This is a genomic window from Comamonas sp. HJ-2 (genome assembly GCF_053615495.1).
Genome location: NZ_JBSIFD010000031.1, coordinates 1 through 16,745 on the forward strand (window position 1 = coordinate 1; position 16,745 = coordinate 16,745).

At 58.4% G+C, this 16,745-nt stretch carries 27 protein-coding genes and 1 tRNA gene; 19 read left to right on the forward strand and 9 right to left on the reverse strand.

Translation table 11 applies throughout. The annotated features are described in order from the left end of the window. Positions 1-69: 69 nt before the first annotated feature. Complete coding sequence (locus ACWGXF_RS21110) at positions 70-357, reverse strand: Rha family transcriptional regulator (protein ID WP_452102453.1); 288 nt, start codon at positions 355-357, stop codon at positions 70-72. Beyond that, positions 354-677, reverse strand: a complete 324-nt coding sequence (locus tag ACWGXF_RS21115) for a hypothetical protein (protein ID WP_452102454.1) — start codon at positions 675-677, stop codon at positions 354-356. Before ACWGXF_RS21115 ends, ACWGXF_RS21110 begins: the two co-directional genes overlap by 4 nt. A gap of 338 nt (positions 678-1,015) precedes the next feature. On the opposite strand from ACWGXF_RS21115, the gene ACWGXF_RS21120 reads away from it, so the two are divergent. Further along, complete coding sequence (locus ACWGXF_RS21120; protein ID WP_012838674.1) at positions 1,016-1,330, forward strand: hypothetical protein; 315 nt, start codon at positions 1,016-1,018, stop codon at positions 1,328-1,330. 128 nt (positions 1,331-1,458) lie between these two features. On the opposite strand, the gene ACWGXF_RS21125 is transcribed toward ACWGXF_RS21120, so the two are convergent. Further along, positions 1,459-1,716, reverse strand: a complete 258-nt coding sequence (locus ACWGXF_RS21125; protein WP_080692948.1) for a transcriptional regulator — start codon at positions 1,714-1,716, stop codon at positions 1,459-1,461. 24 nt (positions 1,717-1,740) lie between these two features. Here ACWGXF_RS21125 and ACWGXF_RS21130 point away from each other — a divergent pair, with 24 nt between their 5' ends. From ACWGXF_RS21130 to ACWGXF_RS21145, 4 genes are all read left to right on the forward strand, one after another. After that, positions 1,741-2,499 carry a LexA family protein gene (locus ACWGXF_RS21130; RefSeq protein WP_229228405.1) on the forward strand — a complete coding sequence of 253 codons (759 nt, stop codon included), beginning with the start codon at positions 1,741-1,743 and terminating at the stop codon, positions 2,497-2,499. Between the two features lie 73 nt (positions 2,500-2,572). Next, positions 2,573-2,941 carry a hypothetical protein gene (locus tag ACWGXF_RS21135; RefSeq protein ID WP_080692949.1) on the forward strand — a complete coding sequence of 123 codons (369 nt, stop codon included), beginning with the start codon at positions 2,573-2,575 and terminating at the stop codon, positions 2,939-2,941. Next, on the forward strand, positions 2,942-3,130 hold the full coding sequence (locus ACWGXF_RS21140; RefSeq protein ID WP_012838676.1) for a hypothetical protein: 189 nt from the start codon (positions 2,942-2,944) through the stop codon (positions 3,128-3,130). 78 nt (positions 3,131-3,208) lie between these two features. Next, positions 3,209-3,496: a DUF3892 domain-containing protein gene (locus tag ACWGXF_RS21145; RefSeq protein ID WP_452102455.1), complete on the forward strand. Its 288-nt coding sequence runs from the start codon at positions 3,209-3,211 to the stop codon at positions 3,494-3,496. Here ACWGXF_RS21145 and ACWGXF_RS21150 read toward each other — a convergent pair. Continuing rightward, positions 3,474-3,836: a hypothetical protein gene (locus ACWGXF_RS21150; protein ID WP_041744174.1), complete on the reverse strand. Its 363-nt coding sequence runs from the start codon at positions 3,834-3,836 to the stop codon at positions 3,474-3,476. The genes ACWGXF_RS21145 and ACWGXF_RS21150 overlap by 23 nt on opposite strands. Positions 3,837-4,339: 503 nt before the next feature. Between ACWGXF_RS21150 and ACWGXF_RS21155 the strand changes: the two genes are divergently transcribed. From ACWGXF_RS21155 to ACWGXF_RS21170, 4 genes are all read left to right on the forward strand, one after another. Beyond that, complete coding sequence (locus tag ACWGXF_RS21155) at positions 4,340-4,654, forward strand: hypothetical protein (protein ID WP_452102456.1); 315 nt, start codon at positions 4,340-4,342, stop codon at positions 4,652-4,654. A gap of 407 nt (positions 4,655-5,061) precedes the next feature. Continuing rightward, entirely contained in the window at positions 5,062-5,199 is a 138-nt protein-coding gene (locus ACWGXF_RS21160) for a hypothetical protein (RefSeq protein ID WP_165572379.1), read from the forward strand. 33 nt (positions 5,200-5,232) lie between these two features. After that, positions 5,233-5,433 carry a hypothetical protein gene (locus ACWGXF_RS21165; protein WP_012838677.1) on the forward strand — a complete coding sequence of 67 codons (201 nt, stop codon included), beginning with the start codon at positions 5,233-5,235 and terminating at the stop codon, positions 5,431-5,433. Between the two features lie 411 nt (positions 5,434-5,844). Further along, positions 5,845-6,780, forward strand: coding sequence for a recombination-associated protein RdgC (locus tag ACWGXF_RS21170; RefSeq protein WP_452102457.1), 936 nt, complete (start codon positions 5,845-5,847; stop codon positions 6,778-6,780). 3 nt (positions 6,781-6,783) lie between these two features. On the opposite strand, the gene ACWGXF_RS21175 is transcribed toward ACWGXF_RS21170, so the two are convergent. Then, positions 6,784-7,026, reverse strand: a complete 243-nt coding sequence (locus tag ACWGXF_RS21175; protein WP_054074942.1) for a hypothetical protein — start codon at positions 7,024-7,026, stop codon at positions 6,784-6,786. A 125-nt stretch (positions 7,027-7,151) separates the two neighbouring features. Here ACWGXF_RS21175 and ACWGXF_RS21180 point away from each other — a divergent pair, with 125 nt between their 5' ends. The 10 genes from ACWGXF_RS21180 (at position 7,152) to ACWGXF_RS21225 (ending at position 14,122) form a co-directional block, all read left to right on the forward strand. Then, positions 7,152-7,550 carry a hypothetical protein gene (locus ACWGXF_RS21180; RefSeq protein WP_452102458.1) on the forward strand — a complete coding sequence of 133 codons (399 nt, stop codon included), beginning with the start codon at positions 7,152-7,154 and terminating at the stop codon, positions 7,548-7,550. 53 nt (positions 7,551-7,603) lie between these two features. Next, entirely contained in the window at positions 7,604-7,837 is a 234-nt protein-coding gene (locus tag ACWGXF_RS21185) for a hypothetical protein (protein WP_054074941.1), read from the forward strand. Positions 7,838-7,892: 55 nt separating this feature from the next. Then, positions 7,893-9,686 carry a DNA cytosine methyltransferase gene (locus tag ACWGXF_RS21190; protein WP_452102459.1) on the forward strand — a complete coding sequence of 598 codons (1,794 nt, stop codon included), beginning with the start codon at positions 7,893-7,895 and terminating at the stop codon, positions 9,684-9,686. Positions 9,687-9,738: 52 nt separating this feature from the next. Next, on the forward strand, positions 9,739-10,431 hold the full coding sequence (locus ACWGXF_RS21195) for a hypothetical protein (protein WP_452102460.1): 693 nt from the start codon (positions 9,739-9,741) through the stop codon (positions 10,429-10,431). Between the two features lie 52 nt (positions 10,432-10,483). Beyond that, positions 10,484-11,734: a hypothetical protein gene (locus ACWGXF_RS21200; protein ID WP_452102461.1), complete on the forward strand. Its 1,251-nt coding sequence runs from the start codon at positions 10,484-10,486 to the stop codon at positions 11,732-11,734. A 3-nt stretch (positions 11,735-11,737) separates the two neighbouring features. Further along, positions 11,738-12,484: a hypothetical protein gene (locus ACWGXF_RS21205; RefSeq protein ID WP_452102462.1), complete on the forward strand. Its 747-nt coding sequence runs from the start codon at positions 11,738-11,740 to the stop codon at positions 12,482-12,484. Continuing rightward, on the forward strand, positions 12,481-12,762 hold the full coding sequence (locus ACWGXF_RS21210) for a hypothetical protein (protein ID WP_452102463.1): 282 nt from the start codon (positions 12,481-12,483) through the stop codon (positions 12,760-12,762). The genes ACWGXF_RS21205 and ACWGXF_RS21210 overlap by 4 nt, the downstream gene beginning before the upstream one ends. A gap of 130 nt (positions 12,763-12,892) precedes the next feature. Continuing rightward, positions 12,893-13,135 (forward strand): hypothetical protein, encoded by a 243-nt coding sequence (locus ACWGXF_RS21215; protein ID WP_452102464.1) that lies wholly within the window; start codon positions 12,893-12,895, stop codon positions 13,133-13,135. A gap of 105 nt (positions 13,136-13,240) precedes the next feature. After that, positions 13,241-13,636, forward strand: a complete 396-nt coding sequence (locus tag ACWGXF_RS21220; protein ID WP_041743989.1) for a hypothetical protein — start codon at positions 13,241-13,243, stop codon at positions 13,634-13,636. Between the two features lie 234 nt (positions 13,637-13,870). Further along, positions 13,871-14,122 (forward strand): helix-turn-helix domain-containing protein, encoded by a 252-nt coding sequence (locus tag ACWGXF_RS21225; RefSeq protein ID WP_045839636.1) that lies wholly within the window; start codon positions 13,871-13,873, stop codon positions 14,120-14,122. Here ACWGXF_RS21225 and ACWGXF_RS21230 read toward each other — a convergent pair. The 4 genes from ACWGXF_RS21230 to pgsA all read right to left on the reverse strand — a co-directional run bounded on the left by ACWGXF_RS21230 (position 14,070) and on the right by pgsA (position 16,687). After that, positions 14,070-15,194, reverse strand: coding sequence for a site-specific integrase (locus ACWGXF_RS21230; protein ID WP_452102465.1), 1,125 nt, complete (start codon positions 15,192-15,194; stop codon positions 14,070-14,072). The genes ACWGXF_RS21225 and ACWGXF_RS21230 overlap by 53 nt on opposite strands. Before the next feature lie 160 nt (positions 15,195-15,354). Next, positions 15,355-15,430, reverse strand: a tRNA-Val gene (locus ACWGXF_RS21235). Positions 15,431-15,444: 14 nt separating this feature from the next. Further along, positions 15,445-15,717 (reverse strand): HU family DNA-binding protein, encoded by a 273-nt coding sequence (locus ACWGXF_RS21240; protein ID WP_003056615.1) that lies wholly within the window; start codon positions 15,715-15,717, stop codon positions 15,445-15,447. A gap of 406 nt (positions 15,718-16,123) precedes the next feature. Then, a complete protein-coding gene (gene pgsA, locus ACWGXF_RS21245) occupies positions 16,124-16,687 on the reverse strand; it encodes a CDP-diacylglycerol--glycerol-3-phosphate 3-phosphatidyltransferase (RefSeq protein WP_003066269.1) in 564 nt (187 codons plus the stop codon). Between the last annotated feature and the right edge of the window lie 58 nt (positions 16,688-16,745).

Consider the following 16,745-nt stretch of genomic DNA (forward strand, 5'->3'; position numbering starts at 1 on the left):
AGCCTTACGGCTCAAGCCAAAGGGTGGGTCAGTTTGAGATGGAAATGGCGGGTCAGTTTTGCGTGGAAATTAACACTCCAGCGCTTGCCAGCGGTCGATGATCTTGGCCCGCACCTCCGCGCTGTAGCCGGACACAACCACCATGGTGTTGCGGTAGTCCAGCAGGAACTCCGGGTAGGCCTGCTGGTTCTGGGAGTGCGTGTAGAGGGTCTCGTTTCCAAAAACGACACCCCTCTCGATCAACTGGCGGATGGTTTTGAGCACGCTGTCGTGCTGGGTGCCGACATACCAAGCAATCTCGCGGCTGCTCATCGTCAGCGGCACGGCCGCTGGGGAAAGTGTCGAATTCAGACTCATCGGCCATGCCCTCCGAATTCGCGGCCCTCAAATGGCACTGCCATTTGTGCGCGGATGTCCATAGCATTGGCGTCATGCAAAGCTTTTTCAGCAACCATCAGCGTGTATGTCTTGCCATACACCCATGCGTACATGCAGTCGCGCTGAGCGCTGGATCCGTCCTGGTTGCGCTCGGCGGCCTTCCGGCGGAAAAGCTCGTCGGTACGCGAGTCAAGCCAAGTTTTGGCCGGGGTGTCCAGCTTGCCAAACGGGCCGGCAATGCCGCGGGCAAACATGGGCGTGAACTCGTCACCAGCCAGATGGGCAATGGCGTGATCCAAGACCTCTTAAGCGTCTTCGGGCGGCAGACCCTTGAGCGCATCTACTACAGCCGCAAGCGCAGTGTTCTGAGCCTTGTACAGGTGAGCGAAGAGTGGCGCGATGCGCTTGGTGGAGTTAGTCATGCATAACCTCCTCGTGCAGGTTTTCCGCGCAATCCGCTTTGTGCACGGTATGGCGATAGAAGTTGTTGAACAGGTGCCACAGCGGGGAGCCCGCCGGGTAGCGATTGGCCAAAGCCAAGGAGATTCGGTTTTGCGCGGCGTGCTGCGCCTGGGTGCCCACCGCCTCCCGGGGCAGAATGGAAGCTCCTACACAACCATTCCCGCGAGGGGCGGACATGAACAACGACATCGAAGCGCTGACCGAAGCGCTCCAGCAAAATTTACATATCGTGCAGATGCTCTCCAAGCGCATCGAACTCTTGGAGGAACAACTGGAGGAAAGCGCTGCGCAAAGAATGGCGCTCATGCTTTTGCTCCGCTCGACAGTTCAAAACTCATCAGAGAGCGACCAGATCGCGGCAACGGCAGAACGCCTCGCGGCGCTGATGCAGGTGCAGCCAGGCGTACTTCTTCATGGTGGGAAAAGCACTTTTCAAAAGATGAAGTCGCACCTGGACTGGATGACAGCCGCAAACCATCAACAGGGCTAACCGCCATCACCTCAGGGGCATGCATCGCCCGGTGCAGTGCCTTCACAACAGCCGCGCTCTGCACGGAGCGTCGATATGCGGCGCGGGCACGTTTGAGCTGCCGGCGTTGCGCAATGCGCTTGGTGGTGTCAGTCATGGCCCACCTCCTTTTCTGGGGTGGATGGCTGAGAGAGCTCAGGCCAATAGACCTGCCAGTCGTCAGGCCTGCACTCGGCGCGAGTCACCACCCCATTGGTTTCGCGCTCTATTGCTGCGCAGTAGCGTGCCGGTATCGGCCGCTCACCACTGCACCAATCCGAGAGATCGGAGGCGTGTGCACCGATCTTTCGGGCAAACGAAGACTTTCCGCCTCGCTCTAAAGTCTTGAGGTATTCCGATAGCTTCATGCATCAAATTTTAGCCTAAGGCTAATGCAAGTCAATAGCTCAAGGCTCATTGCCGCAATTAGCCATTTGCTAAATACTCAAAACATGCAACCCATTGACGTTACGCGCCGTGAGAACCTCGGCCGGCTCATCAAAGAAGCCGGCAGTCAAGCCGCGCTCTCCGAAGTAATTGGCAAAGCTCCCGCCCAAATCAGCCAGTGGCTTAATGCCTCGCTCAACTCCAAGACAGGCAAGCCCCGGGTGATGAGCAATGCAATTGCAAGAGAGATTGAGACTAAGACGAACAAGCCCGAAGGCTGGATGGACCAACCTGCACTCCGCGAAGAGCTAAGCACCACAGGTGGTTCCAACGCTGAATTCACCAAGTTGGAGGGCGTTCGCCGCGTCCCGGTCATCTCATACGTGCAGGCCGGGCTTTGGACTGAAATCGTTAGCGTATTTCAGCCCAGCGATGCTCACGACTGGCTCATTACCAGTGACAAGCACTCAAAGGAAACCTTTGTTCTAACCATTCGCGGCAACTCGATGGAGCCTGACTTCAAGGAGGGCGACGCAGTCATCATTGACCCCTCTGTAAAGCCGCGCCCCGGTTCGTTTGTTGCAGCGAAGAACGGGAGGGAGGAGGCAACTTTTAAGAAGTACCGCCCCCGCTCTATCGATGTACTCGGAAATGAAGTTTTTGAGCTTGTCCCTCTGAACGAGGACTACCCCACCATGCGCTCCGACGAACAGCCCATTGAGATCATTGGAACAATGGTGGAACACCGCCGCTTTTTCAAATAGAACCGTCTCCTAAAAAGCACAGCCCGCAATAGCGAGCTTTTATGAATACCCTGATTTCTAGAGAGGGAGTGATATGAAACCAACGTTTTTTGCCATTACTTTGGCCTTGACCTCCGGGTTCACCCATGCCGCATGCACTGGCTCAGGGGCATTTAGCTACTGCACCGATAACTCGGGCAATAGCTACAACGTCCAACGAATTGGCAACCAAACCTACGTACAGGGTAGCAATAGCCGCGGAGATACATGGAGCCAAACAAGCCAAACCATTGGGAATACTACTTATCACAATGGAACAGCAGCCAACGGCAATAGCTGGTCAGGCACCACTCAGCGCATCGGCAACTCCACCTATAGCAGCGGCATTGACAGCCACGGCAACCCATACTCAGGCAGCAGCTACACACCCAGCGGTAGCTACGGCTATGAAGAGGACGATTGATTGCTGCAAATACCCATCAAACAACTCTGTGCCGCTGGCGCAGCCCTGCTTATCAGCATGCGCGCCCATGCCGACCGCTACGGCATTGATGAAGCCATGGGGGAAAGCGACGCCACCCTCAGCGATATGTTCTGGGGCGCGCTGATCATTGGTGTTGGGTATCTAATCTGGAAGAAATGGCGCGGCTAACGCTGTTGAAAGTCGTATCTATTAACGCCGAGCAAACAACCGCGCCCACGCGGATCGTGGGTTTTGACTGAGGAGCTTATGACTACGAATGTTCAGATCCAATGCATCACCAAGTCGGATCGTCAAAGCGCGCACGAGCGCATCTCGCGCGTTGGAGGAGTTAACGCCAATGGCACGCGCTGGAACTTGCCCCTGGATCAAGCCATTGCCGGCATAGAGCGCGGGGAATGGCGGTTTTATGCAAGCGTTAATGGTGTCTCCGTATGGGTCGTCGTTGCAGTCAGCGCTGCTGGCAATAAATATCTAAAGACACAGAACGACGGCGAGCAGCCAAACAACCTGCTCAGCCTTCCTGAGTGTCCTTGATCACCGATCCAATGCTCATCACCTTCTGTTGATGTGGATTGGGTCTGTAGACAGAGTTTGCGCCGTGGCACGAGTACCCCTCTCCCACGGCTTGTACCTGTGCAAGTAGCCAGAGCCAACGCTGCATCTCTTCTAGGGTGGCGGTAATTCCAAAGCGCCCGTCATAAATCACATTCCATTGACCGCTTGCCGGGTCCTCGCGAGTCTCCAAGCGCGGCACCAAGTAGCCATTGATCACGACGCCTTGCGCCGCATCCATCCTGGGGAGTATCTGCAACATCTCCGTTCCTTCCTGCCCGCCCCGAGCGGGCTTTTTTACGTCTGCGTGGTGTGTGCTCATGGAAATTTTAAGTATAAATTTAGCCTAGAGCTATTGACCAATTTATTAGCTCTAGGCTAAAGTTTATCCATCGCTGCACCAAACAGTAGCGATGGGTGCCAAGTGATCGAGCCAGCACCGTTTGTTCTTCCGGCAGTCGAGCCGGGTCACCAATCGGCAAGCGGCGAGATCGGCCGCACTTCCAAGAGACACGCAAGTGCAAGGGGGTGAAAGGATCGCTCACACAAGGCCAGTAGCGCTCTGCCCCCGGATGGGATCAGGCAACGCGAACGAGATGTGGCACCAGCAGAAGAAGGTGCCGACGCTGAGAGTCCAGCCCCTGGGACGGTACGGGGTGAGGTAGACGGGATGCCAAGAAAAGAAACCTGTTGAGGTATTCAGGGATACCAAGAACAGAAAAGCCCACCGAGTAATCGGCGCGGCCTCCTGAGCGTCATCAGGAGGGAAACCAGAGCGCCTTGAGACAGGGCGCTGCGGTTTGACCACCAACCATCAGAAAGCCCATGAGCCACCTCAACTCCTTAAACATGTCAATGGCAGCTGAACAGAAGCGACCCACGGAGCCAATAGCCCAGCCAGTTCCCGAATCGCTGGATCGCTTGGAAAAGCAGGTCGTAGCACTGCGCGACGTTTTGGATCGCGTCTTCTTCCGCCTGGAACCCGTCCTCACCCCTGCCGCCCCTACCCCTGCAAGCACTGGCAGCGAGGAATCGCAACCGCTTACAGCTCCACTGGTGTCAAAGGTCGACAACCTGACCCATTTCCTGCGTTCGGCCGCTTTTGACCTGCAGGAGATTGAGCGCCGCTTGGCCATCTGAGCAAGGCCGATTGGAGATTGAAATGTGAGCGTTTAGCCAGCATGCGGCATGCATGTGCCTTCCCCCGCAGGGCTTTAGCGGGGCCATCCGGTGTGACCACTCGAGCAGGTACGGCAGCTCAGGAATGGGCCTGGGCCGCTGGCAATTGAGAACTCGGCGCTTTGCGTCGTGGCGACAGTGGTCACACCAGATGACTCTACCCCCTTTGATGCAAGCCAAACTCCTATTGATCACCCTAAACGCGTCATGCACAATTCGACGCCATCTACCTGTTACGCCGGGTCTGGGGTTAACTCCTCCCTCCCTTTCTGACCTCTTCCCCAGGCATGGCCCGAAAGGGTCACCGGCTCTTTATTCAAGCCCGCAGCAACCGCTCGCGGGCTTTTTCTTTGCCTACAGGAGACTCTATGCATTCCTCTCCCGCCACCGCCCCAACCACAAAGCTGCTACTCGCGGCGCAATGGGCGCTCACCGGCTTCGGCCTCTTCTGCCTGGTCGGTGCGGCCGTGGTGATCGCACTCACGCCAGAAGCCTGGCCCCTCTGAGCATTCAGCTTTGATAGCTAAAAGGAGATCCTCATGCTGAAGACGATTGTTGACTCTCTGCTGGTCATCGTTGGCGCCCTACTTCTCGCAGCCTGGCTGTCCGCGCCCGATGCCCAAGCCGACGAACCCCAAAGCATCACACAGAGCCTGCGCGACGAGTTCGCCTGTCCGGGCATGCATGCCGAGTGGCTGGACGATAAGACTGTGCAGTGCTTGAAGGAAAAGCCAATGTGATTATTTAGGGATGATTAAGCCGTCACATAAGTTAACATTCCTGAACAATCCAAACGGCAGGGATACCTTGTTTCGACTCCTTGTGTACTCGCTGATCCCATTGATTGCGTGGAAAACCTGCACCGCGTACTACCCGCTGCAGCTGCGGTCTGCCGCAAGCCCTTTCAATGAGCATCAACGTGCACGGGCAGTCGAAGTGTTGACAAACACCACGATCAAAGCACCCAAACAGCGATGTGATGGGCGCACGCATTGCTCACCAAGAACGCTCTGCGCTGAAAAGCCCTCTGCCCATTGCGCCACGCCGCTTAGCCCCAAATAGCACCTTCCCGGCTCCCCATCTCCTGGGACCCTTCTATTCACTCGCACCAAGCCCGCCCCCCGCGGGCTTTTTCTATTTCTGGAGTCCCAATGTTCAAGAGCATGATCATTTACCGCATTGCCAAGAGCTGGCAAGGCAATCTGCAGGTCCTGGCGGATGCCCTGCAAAAAACCGTCTTTGAGGAGTGCGGCGCCACGCAGGAGCGCTCCGTGGGCTGGGTGCCGCCGCGCGGCGAGCAGCACAGTCCTCTGGTCGAATCCGTGGCTGGTCAGTGGGTCATGCGCTTCATGACCGAGGCCAAGGTGCTGCCGGCCAGCGTGCTCAATCGCAAGGTCAACGAAAAGGCCGAGCACATCGAAAAGACCGAGGGCCGCAAGCCAGGCAAGAAGGAGCGCCGCGAGCTCAAGGACGAGGCCAAGCTGGATCTACTGCCAATGGCCTTCACTCAGCAGGCAAGCATGTGGGTCTGGATCGACCCGCAGGCCCATACCCTGGTGCTGGATACCAGCGCGCAGGGCCGCGCCGATGAAGTGGTCACGCTGCTGGTCGAAGGCCTGCCCGGCTTTGCCCTGGCACTGCTGGACACCCAGACCAGCCCACAGGCCGCCATGGCGCATTGGCTGATGACACAGGAGCCGCCCGCCGGCTTCACCGCAGACCGCGAGACAGAGCTGAAGGCCACGGACGAGTCCAAGGCTGTCGTGCGCTACGCGCGCCACCCGCTGGACATTGATGAGGTCCGCAAGCACATCGAGCACGGCAAGCTGCCCACCAAGCTGGCCATGACCTGGGATGACCGCGTGAGCTTTGTGCTCACCGAAGGCCTGCAGATCAAGAACATCGTGCTGCTCGATGCGGTCATGGATGGCAACAGCCAGGACGATGGCGGTTTCGATACCGATGTGGCGATTGCCACGGGCGAGCTGTCGCGTCTGATTCCCGACCTGATCGAAGCCCTTGGCGGCGAAGGCCGCAACGGCCTGGGTGACCTGCCCGCCACGCGGGCTGCCAGCGCAAGCTGGTAACCATCACCTCAGCGCAGATGTGAAAGCAACGACTAACGCAGCCACTGCGGCACTTCCTAAAGCAAGTCGGCCAGCAATAGAAGTCCAGAGAGTGACTTGTCGTGCCTTAAGCCATAAATAGCAATTCTTTTGCTTTTCACGGTCGAACTCAAACAAGCCCATATCAAGCCTCTTTTGGATGACTGACAGACCGTGCTTGACCTCCCACTCCTCAAGCAATCTGCGCGTTCGATCATCAAGTGCCATACGTGGTTCGTACTCAGGTGAACAAATCAAAGCGCTGAATGTAACTATATGTTTATTGGCTTGGGATTGATTTTTCTAATAGCCAGGTGCCCACCAATGAGTGGGCTTTTTCTTCGGAGGCTCCCATGAGTCTGACTTTCGTGAATCACAACGGCGACCCCATCACCGATTCCCGCATGGCCGCCATGCGAGCTCAAGGAATGGAGCTCGAGCGCCAGCGGCGTCTGGCTGCCAAGGCGGGTCCTGTGTCCGTACACAAGGGCTGGCGCGTCTCAGGTATCGCGCCTGGTCTGCTGGATGAGGCAAAGCAGGCGCACGAGCGGCTATGCCAGATGGCGCAGAAGGCAGGCGGGAAGCCGCCAGAGCCCTTTGATCAAACTGCGTGGCTGCGCACAGCCAAGCGCACTGCAGTGCGTAGCAAGCCCTACATCCTTCAGGAGGCAGCTCAACAATGCAAGGAGCTGGCCGTCAAGGCGGGATGGCTTGATGTGCAACTCCAAGAAATCAAGAAGACCGTTTCTTAAGCATCAGCCGCCCCTCAGTATTCCACTGCCCATAGCTGGGCAGCGCACACCTCATGACAAACACACACATTCCCAAAGGCGGCATGTGCACGACCTGCGCCAATGGCTCCAAGGCCTGCGCGGATCTGCAGTTTGCACGCATGCAGCCGATCCAGCGTTACCCCGACGGCATCACTGCAGTGAGGTGCACCGGCCACAGCGCGCCAGCTGCAGCACCGCCGCTCTGCATCAGCTGCGGCGCTCGCAACCACCCGCTGCCCGACGGCAGTCTGCCCTGCGGTCACTGACCACGCCACCAATCACAGCCCGCCACTGAGCGGGCTTTTTGCTTTCTGGAGCCCTATGCTTACCCCTCAATTTATGCTGCCCGTCCACACTGAGCTGGTCGTGGATCTGTTTGCTGGCGGCGGTGGAGCCTCCACCGGTATCGAACAGGCCATTGGCCGCCATGTCGATATTGCCGTCAACCACGACCCCGAAGCAGTCAGCCTGCACACTGCCAACCATCCGCAAACGCGCCACTTCTGCAGCGATGTGTTTGAGGTGGACCCGCTGGCAGTCACAGACGGACAGCCGGTCGGCCTGCTCTGGGCCAGCCCGGATTGCAAGCACTTCAGCAAAGCCAAGGGCGGCAAGCCGGTCAGCAAGAAGATTCGCGGCCTGGCCTGGGTGGTGATCAAGTGGGCCAAGCTGACCAGCCCTCGCGTCATTTGCCTGGAGAACGTCGAGGAATTCCAGACCTGGGGCCCTCTTGGCGTGGACTCGCGGCCATGCCCTGAGCGCAAGGGCCAGACCTTCCAGCGCTGGGTAAGCCAGCTACGCAACCTGGGCTACAAGGTCGAATGGAAGGAACTGCGCGCCTGCGACTTCGGAGCGCCGACCATCCGCAAGCGTCTGTTTCTGGTGGCTCGACGCGATGGCCTGCCCATCAACTGGCCGCAGCCTACCCATGCCCAGCCCGACGAGAGCGGCAAGGTCTCCAAGGGATTCAAGCCCTGGCGCACTGCAGCCGAGTGCATCGACTGGAGCATTGCCGCGCCGTCCATCTTCGAGCGCGAGCGCCCCCTCGCGGATGCCACATGCAGGCGCATTGCGAAGGGCATCGATCGCTATGTGGTGAAGACTGCCAAGCCTTTCATCGTGTCTCTGACACACCAGGGCGGCGACCGCACCGAATCGCTGGGCGAGCCATTCAAGACGATCACCGGAGCAAATCGGGGCGAGAAAGCTCTTGCCGTGCCGACGCTGGTGCAAACGGGATATGGAGAGCGCGCCGGCCAAGCGCCGCGCGTGCCCGGGCTGGACAAGCCACTCGGCACCGTGGTGGGCAGCCCCAAGCATGCCCTGGTGCAGGCCTTCCTGGCCAAGCACTACACGGGCGTGGTCGGCAGTGACCTGCAGGATCCCATAGGAACAGTCACCAGCGTGGACCATCACAGCCTTGTGACTGCTCACATGACCAAGTTCCGCGCGGGCAGTGTCGGCTCAGCAGCAGACGAGCCCCTGCATACCGTGACCGCCGGCGGCACGCCCGCCCGGCCGAGCACGGGCAACACCATGGGCCTGGTCACTGCCAACCTGGTGCATCTGGGCCACGGCGAGGGCAAGGATGGGACAAAGCGATTCAGCCATGGCATCCGCGATGTGGCCGCGCCGCTCAATACCGTCACCGCCCAAGGCGCGACCGCAGGCCTGGTCACCAGTCACATGGTCAAGCTGCGCAATAACCAGTTCGGCCAGTCGCACGACGAGCCATTTCCGACGCTGACGGCGGGCGGCGGCCATGCGGGCGAAGTCCGGGCCTTTCTGGTGAAGTACTACAGCGAGGGCGGCCAGGACGCGAGCTGCGCAGATCCCATGCACACCATCCCCACGAAGGACCGCATGGGTCTGGTCATGGTTCACGGCGAGCCCTATGCCATTGTGGACATCGGTCTGCGCATGCTCACGCCGCGCGAGTTGTACCGCGCACAGGGCTTCCCTGAGAGCTACATCATCGACCGCGGCGCAGCCGGTGAGGCCATCACAAAGACCGCCCAGGTCCGTATGTGCGGCAACAGCGTATGCCCTCCCCTCTCTCGCGCCATCGTGGCCGCGAACTACAGCGAAGCAGGACAGCTCCGAAAAGTCGCCTGACCACCAACACCCCATCCCGCCACTGAGCGGGCTTTTATTTCTGGAGACACGAATGCCCCGAGAAATTGCATGCACCGAGGATCGTTTCCTCAAGGATGCGCAAGCACACCAGATGGAAGTCGTGCGCGACGACGGTGTGAACCGTCATTTGCGGTTCAAAGATCCGAACAGCCGCGCCTACTGGTTCGACATCATCACTTGGCCAGGCACGCTGTGCATCGATGGTGATATGGGAACTTTCGTATTCCGACGCTTGCAGGACATGTTCGAGTTCTTTCGCACTGATCAAGAGCATTTCAACAAAACAGGACGCGCCGATCGACTGGCAATCAACCCTGGCTACTGGGACGAGAAGCTGCTCGCGCCGGCGCCAAGGGATGTCATGGAATTTAGTGCCGATAGTTTTCGGCAGCATGTCAAAGAGGCATTTGATAGCTGGGCGGAGTGCAGCGAACCCGATGCTGAATACAGCACCCAGGCGGAGCGCGACAAATTCAGCGACGACAAGGCCGCGCTTTGGAGTGCTCTGAACGATGAAGTTCTATCGACTGCCGATGATGGCGAAGTGCGAGCCTACGACGCTGCCCGCGACTTTCGATGTGATGACGTGCCTGGCTTTCAGATGGAAGACTGCTGGGAGTGGAACTGCAAGGAATTCAAATTCCATTTCCTCTGGAACTGCTATGCCATCGCCTGGGGGATCAAGGCCTACGACAACGCGAAGCAACAGGCATCCGCCACCTAACCAACACCCCAGCCCGCCGCCGCGGGCTTTTCTCATTCTGGGAGCCACCTATATGCAAGACAAGATCACGATCGCAGATGCACCTGACTGCTTGAACACCAATGACAAGGCTATGTGGGTGCTGGGCTATCAAGCGGCACTCGCAGCGCGCAGCACCTGCCTGCACCAGATTCAGGAGCCAGCCGCAGCAGAACAAGCCGCATGGCATGCAGGTCTGGACGAAGGCCGGGCACAGGCAGCGCCCGCAGCCGTGGCAGTGCCTGATGGCTGGAAGCTGGTGCCAGTGAACAGCACTGAGGAAATGGCGAGAGCATTCCGAGCTGAATCCACGCCTGCATTGTTTTATATGACAACTATTCAGTGCGCGGATTTTCAAGAGCGATACCGGGCAATGCTCGCCGCAGCCACCGCGCTTGCCGCCACCCCGGCATGTGACACGCCCAACTACTGCCGCAGCGTGCAGCGTTGCACCGCCATGGATGGGCAGCGGGCAGCAGCCGCGCCAGTGGTGCTGCCTGAGCCTGATGCAGTCATCAGCGAACTGATGGGGCTAGTGGATGAATGGGGCATGGAATCCCATTTGCGCGGAGAGGCAGAGCTAGACGCTCAACACTCTGAAGCAACTCAAGAGGAAATTGATTGCGCAAAAGACAGGGCCTCGAAAGAGCGCGCCGCATGGAAAGCCATCGAATCCAAGCTGCGCGCCCTGCTGGCTACTGCTACCGGACTTCCCGCGCAGGCGGTGCCCGTAGCGAACTGCTATTCCAATGATGAAGGCGACACATGGAGTGATTGCCCCGACGACTGCGACTTTGTTGATGGCCGCGCGCTGGGCGAGGAATTCGAGCTGCAGGCGTCCATACGCGCTTGGAAAGAGGTTTTCCGAGTCACAAAAGTGCCAGACGAAACCAGCGACGACTACGAAGTTGAGCCGGTGTCGATTCGCACCACTGCAGCACCCCAGGCGCAGGCAGACGCGCGGGATGCGCTGACGCCAGCAGCGCGCGATGTGCTGGCCGAGCGTGCGCGGCAGGTCAGCACCGAAGGCTACGACCCAGACCACGATGACGAGCACAGCGATGGCAGCCTGAGCATCGCTGCAGCCTGTTACGCGCTAGCGAATCTGTCAGGCGCTCGACCTGGCGCGCTCAGTCCCAGCTACCTAGCGGCGTGGGTTGGCTGGGGCGCTGGCTGGTTCAAGCCCTCTGACCGACGCCGGAACCTCGAAAAAGCCTGTGCACTGCTCTTGGCTGATATGGAACGCATCGACCGCGCCGCTATCGCGGCAGCAAAGGGGGAGTGACCCGTGATCCATTACCACGGCCTGCCAATTACCCCAGAGACAGCGGCAGCCCAGGTATTGCAAGCAGGGCATGGTTTCGTGAGCTTTTCCGAGCCGCGAAATCTAGCCCTTGCCATTTCCGTATGTCAGTCTTTTGCTATTGATAACGGAGCATTCACAGCTTGGAAGCAAGGCAAGCCGGTCACCGATTGGAGCGACTTCTATGCCTGGGCAGCCGACGCGCAGATGGTGCCCGCTTGCGACTTCGCGGTGGTGCCTGACGTTATCGACGGCACCGAAGCCGACAACGATGCGCTGCTGACTGAGTGGCCGCTTGGCCGGTTCTTTGGTGCACCGGTCTGGCACATGCATGAGAGCCTAGAACGGCTGGAGCGCATGGCCAGCGACTGGCCGCGCCTGTGCATCGGAAGCTCTGGCGAGTTCGCCACTGTGGGCAGCGCTGCATGGTGGGACCGAATTGGCCAGGCCATGGCCGTGGTCTGCGACGACCAGGGGCGCCCTGGCGTGCGCCTGCACGGGCTGCGGATGCTTAATCCCGAGGTGTTCAGACGCTTGCCGTTCGCCAGCGCAGACAGCACAAACATCGGCCGAAATATCGGCATCAATCAGGCATGGCGCGGCACATACACCCCGCCTACCAAAGAGGCCCGCGCCGCTGTCATGCGTGCGCGCATCGAATCCCAGAACGCTCCTGCAATCTGGACTCCCTTGCCGGCAGAGCCGGAAGTTGAACAAGGAATGCTGCTTTGAACACCTACCGCTACACATTCGTGGCCGCTTGCCCGGCCAACAGCGAGCAGATCGTCTACAGCCTGGAACTGCAGCACCAAGACAAGGTGCTGGTGGAGCACATCAAGACAGCTTGCGCTCTGCACCGCGAAGGCTACCAAGAAGACATTGCTGCTGATCTGCATGCGCGGTTTGGCGGCACTCTGACCCTGCGAGCCATGCATCACGGAGTCGAGATTGAAACTGTCCTGGCACAGCGCGCCGCCCAGGCAGCGCAAGGGGGTGAGCATGCAAACTGAGCTGTTTTCAGCCGCAAGCCTTGCTTGCACGATTCAAGTGCCGCCAGCGCCGGTGCTAGACATTGCGCGCTATCAGGCCTGGCCCTTCCCTGGGGGCACTCCTCGCGAGTGTGCCCAGGCCGGAATGGCTATGAGCGATGAATATGCCGACATGCTTGCCGCTGTCATCAAAACGCAGGGTGGGAACCAACTATCCAGCGATGGCGTCATGGCCCTGATCCCAGACGACTGGCGCAAGCTCATGGGCAAGTACCTGCACGCCAGCATGGTCGAGTGGAAGTGCAAACCGCGTGGCATCGAATTGAGCTATCTGATGCGACCAGATGGATTTCCAGTGTTCATGTACCAAGCCAAGGAAGGAGCGCAGGGATGAGCAAGCGAGCCCGCGACCGCGGCGACAAGCGCGACAGATGGCGCGAACCCATCAACCACCCAGAGCCCCGCCACTGAGCGGGGTTCTGCTTTTAGGGAGCACCCAATGGAAGAAGCTACGAAGGCTGCAGAGCCTGTCCCATATGTCGGGCGCTTCAAAACGACACAGGCATCGGCCCCCGGGGCAGCCCAGGCCCTGGCATCCGCGTTTCTGAAAGACGGCTTCACAGTCATCGTCGTGACGTATGACGGGAAGCTGGCTCCGGCAGCTTGCACGCCCTGCCGACCCGAGGAGCTGCGCGAGTTGCTGGCCCAGACCTTGTTTTTCGAAATGGATCAGCTGCGCGAAGGCAAGGTGATCGTGGTCATTGATGCACAACCCGTCTTTCACGAAGGTAAGGCTTATCACCCCATCAAGCCCGCAGTCGTGGATGCCTTGATCGCGGAAATGCAGGAGGCCTGGCCGGATGACGACCTTTCAGGCATCTACGTTCAGGAATGACCGTGCAGACCAGCGCCAGCACCGTGGGCCTGCCAGAAGACGCGGCCTACATAGCCCACCATTTCAAATGCCCGACCTGCATAGCTGCCGGCGCCACGCCGGGAAAGCAGGCGCGCTGTCTCGATGGCCAGCGCCTATGGGATCTGTATCTGCAGGCATTCCTAGCCCTGAACCCTATTTCGCTTCCCCTGAAAAACAGAAAGCCCCGAGAGGGGCTTAACTATTGATAGCACTATGACCAAAGCCACAAACAATTTCACCTGCTCCGTCACAGAAGCGGCCGAGATTCTTCAGGTGCATAGTTCCACCGTTGAAAAGCTCATTGCCGGCGGTGAGCTGCCGGCTGGCCGCATTGGTCGCGCCTACGTGATGCGAACCAGTGATGTGCACAGATATGCAGAAAAAGTCATCCTTGACCAGACCGCCGAGCGGCTTACCAAAGGTCATCGGCCAAGGTCGATCCGCGCAAGTTTGCGTATCGCATGAGCATTCGGTGGCTCTTGTGGCCGGTAATTTTCATGATCTGCGTCTCGCTGAGTTTGGTGCGCTCAAACAAGCGACTCGTCGCCTCGTGGCGCAGATCATGGAACAGCAGCCCCTTTGCGCCGGCGCGCTCAAAAATATCCACGAACAGCCGCGACAAGAAATCAGTCGTGTCATTCAGCACTTTCGGTGACTCTTCCCCCTGCAGGAAGGGGAACACTAAATCAGCAGGGTCGGCATCACTTGGCTTGAACGCGCGCAGTTCCGCCAGTGCCACCGACGATAGCGGAACTTGCCGCTTGTCTCCGTTTTTGGTCTTGTCCAGGAAAACTGTCTTTTGTGGCAGATCCACCTGGCTCCAGCGCAGTGTGTACATTTCACGCATCCGCATCGCAGTCTCTACAGCCAGCACTGTGATGCACTTCAACGCCACTTTGTCCCGCCGCCCCTCAAGCACCAGGGGCCGCTGAGTGCGGGGCAGCACACCCGTGGCGATCACTTCCAAGATTTTTTCCCACTCGCCGGGCTCAAGGCGCCGGTCCCGTTCGTTGTCTTTTCGCTGCACTCCAGCCACGGCCGCGTCAGCCTTGGTGTATTGAGCGTAGCCGCTTGGCAGCGAGCGAAGCGCATGGTCAGGCATTGTGAGGAAGCCTTTGCGCATTCCCCAGTCCGTGGCGCGGGCGAGTGCGCCGACCTTCGCATGAATCGTAGTGGGCGCTACCTTATCAATACGTTTCATCTTGGCGATCCATTGATCCACCCAAGCGGCATTGATTTCAGTCAAGCGCACAGTGCCGAGGACCGGCAGGATGGTTTTCAGCGACGCTACATCTTTGGGCGAGGGATGGGCCTCGCGCTCATAATCGCCAACGAGGTCAGCGATGGTCAAAACCTGTTCTGTCTGTTGGTGCTCAAGAGGAACGATGCCGCGCGCCAGCAACGCCTCCAACTTGGCCGCATATGCATCGCCTTCCGCCTCTGTGGAAAACGTGAGATACAACGGCTTGTCCAGCACACCCTTCCTTTTGAAGATGTACTGCCACGATCCATTTGCGAACTGTTTCTTGCCTGCCATCTAGCCTCCCAAAAAGGAGCGCCATACTAATCCCTGCAGAGTTGGTAGACAACGATTTTCAGTTGGTAGAGGCGGCTTGTGACGGCTATTCGGGTTGGTAGAGAGGGCAAAGAAAAAGGGCTTAGATCGCTCTAAGCCCTTGATTTCTTTAGTTTTTTAGTGGTGGGTCCTGACGGTCTCGAACCGCCGACCTACTCCGTGTAAAGGAGCCGCTCTACCAACTGAGCTAAGGACCCACTAAAACTGGGTGTCAGTTCAGAGCATCTTTCAATGCTTTGCCCGGACGGAATTTAGGCACCTTGGCCGCTTTGATCTTGATGGAATCGCCGGTGCGAGGATTACGACCGGTGCGAGCTGCACGCTTGCCAACAGCAAATGTGCCAAAACCAACAAGCGATACTGTACCACCTTTTTTCAGTGTTTTCTTCACTGCGTCGATCGTGGAGTCCAGTGCACGCGCAGCTGCGGCCTTGGAAATATCGGCGTTGTTAGCGATGTGCTCAATCAGTTCGGTTTTATTCACAAGATGCCTCTCGAGAAATAAGTGAATGGAATGTCTCTGCAAACGCAAGTCTTGCGTAACAAGAAACCAGTCGCGATAAAGACGGAAGCCAGCCTATCAGTTTTTGCGTATGGGCAAGCCCATTTTTACCTGAAGCCGCTGACATTTTTGACGCCAACTCGCGCTGCGCATTCCAGCGACAGAACCAGATTCTATGCGGTTTTTGAGCGGGTTCGGCCATCCACAGCGGCTTTTTTCAAGCTTCTTCCGTGTCGGCTTCACCGATTGACAACAATTGACAAAATCTGCAGTCCGATCAAGTCATGCGATGCGCCGCCGCAAAGTCTTTTGCCGCTCCGAAAGCAGCCCGCCAGATAGCAAAAAGCGCTTGATGAACAAGCGCTTTCAGAGAGGTCCACTTCGGACTTCAGAGCCTGGCACGAATTTCGGGCAATGCCTTTTGCAGGTAGTAGACCATGGACCAGACGGTCAGCACCGCTGCAATCCAGATCAGCCACTGCCCCCAGACGCCGGTATCGATCACTCCGAACGCCACTCCGTCATAGAGCAGAAAGGGGATGGCCACCATCTGGGCCATGGTCTTGGCCTTGCCGATCATGTGCACGGCCACGCTCTTGCTGGCACCGATCTGAGCCATCCATTCACGCAGCGCCGAGATTGCGATCTCGCGTCCGATGATGATCAGCGCCACGAACACATCGGCGCGTTGCAGATGAACCAGTACCAGCAGCGATGCACAGACCAGAAATTTGTCGGCAACGGGATCTAGAAAAGCACCGAATGCCGATGTCTGATTGAGCTTGCGCGCAAGATAACCATCGAACCAGTCGGTGGCGGCAAACACGATGAACATCACGGTGGCGATGAGATTGCGGGTCGCCTGATCCAGCGGCGCGTAAAACACCCCCACGATGAGCGGAATCGCCACGATCCGCGTAAGGGTCAGCACAGTAGGGATGGTGAAGAACATGGGTGTCATTGTGTCACGAGCACGCAGCGCCAGCGCGGATTCGCGCTCGCGCAGCCTG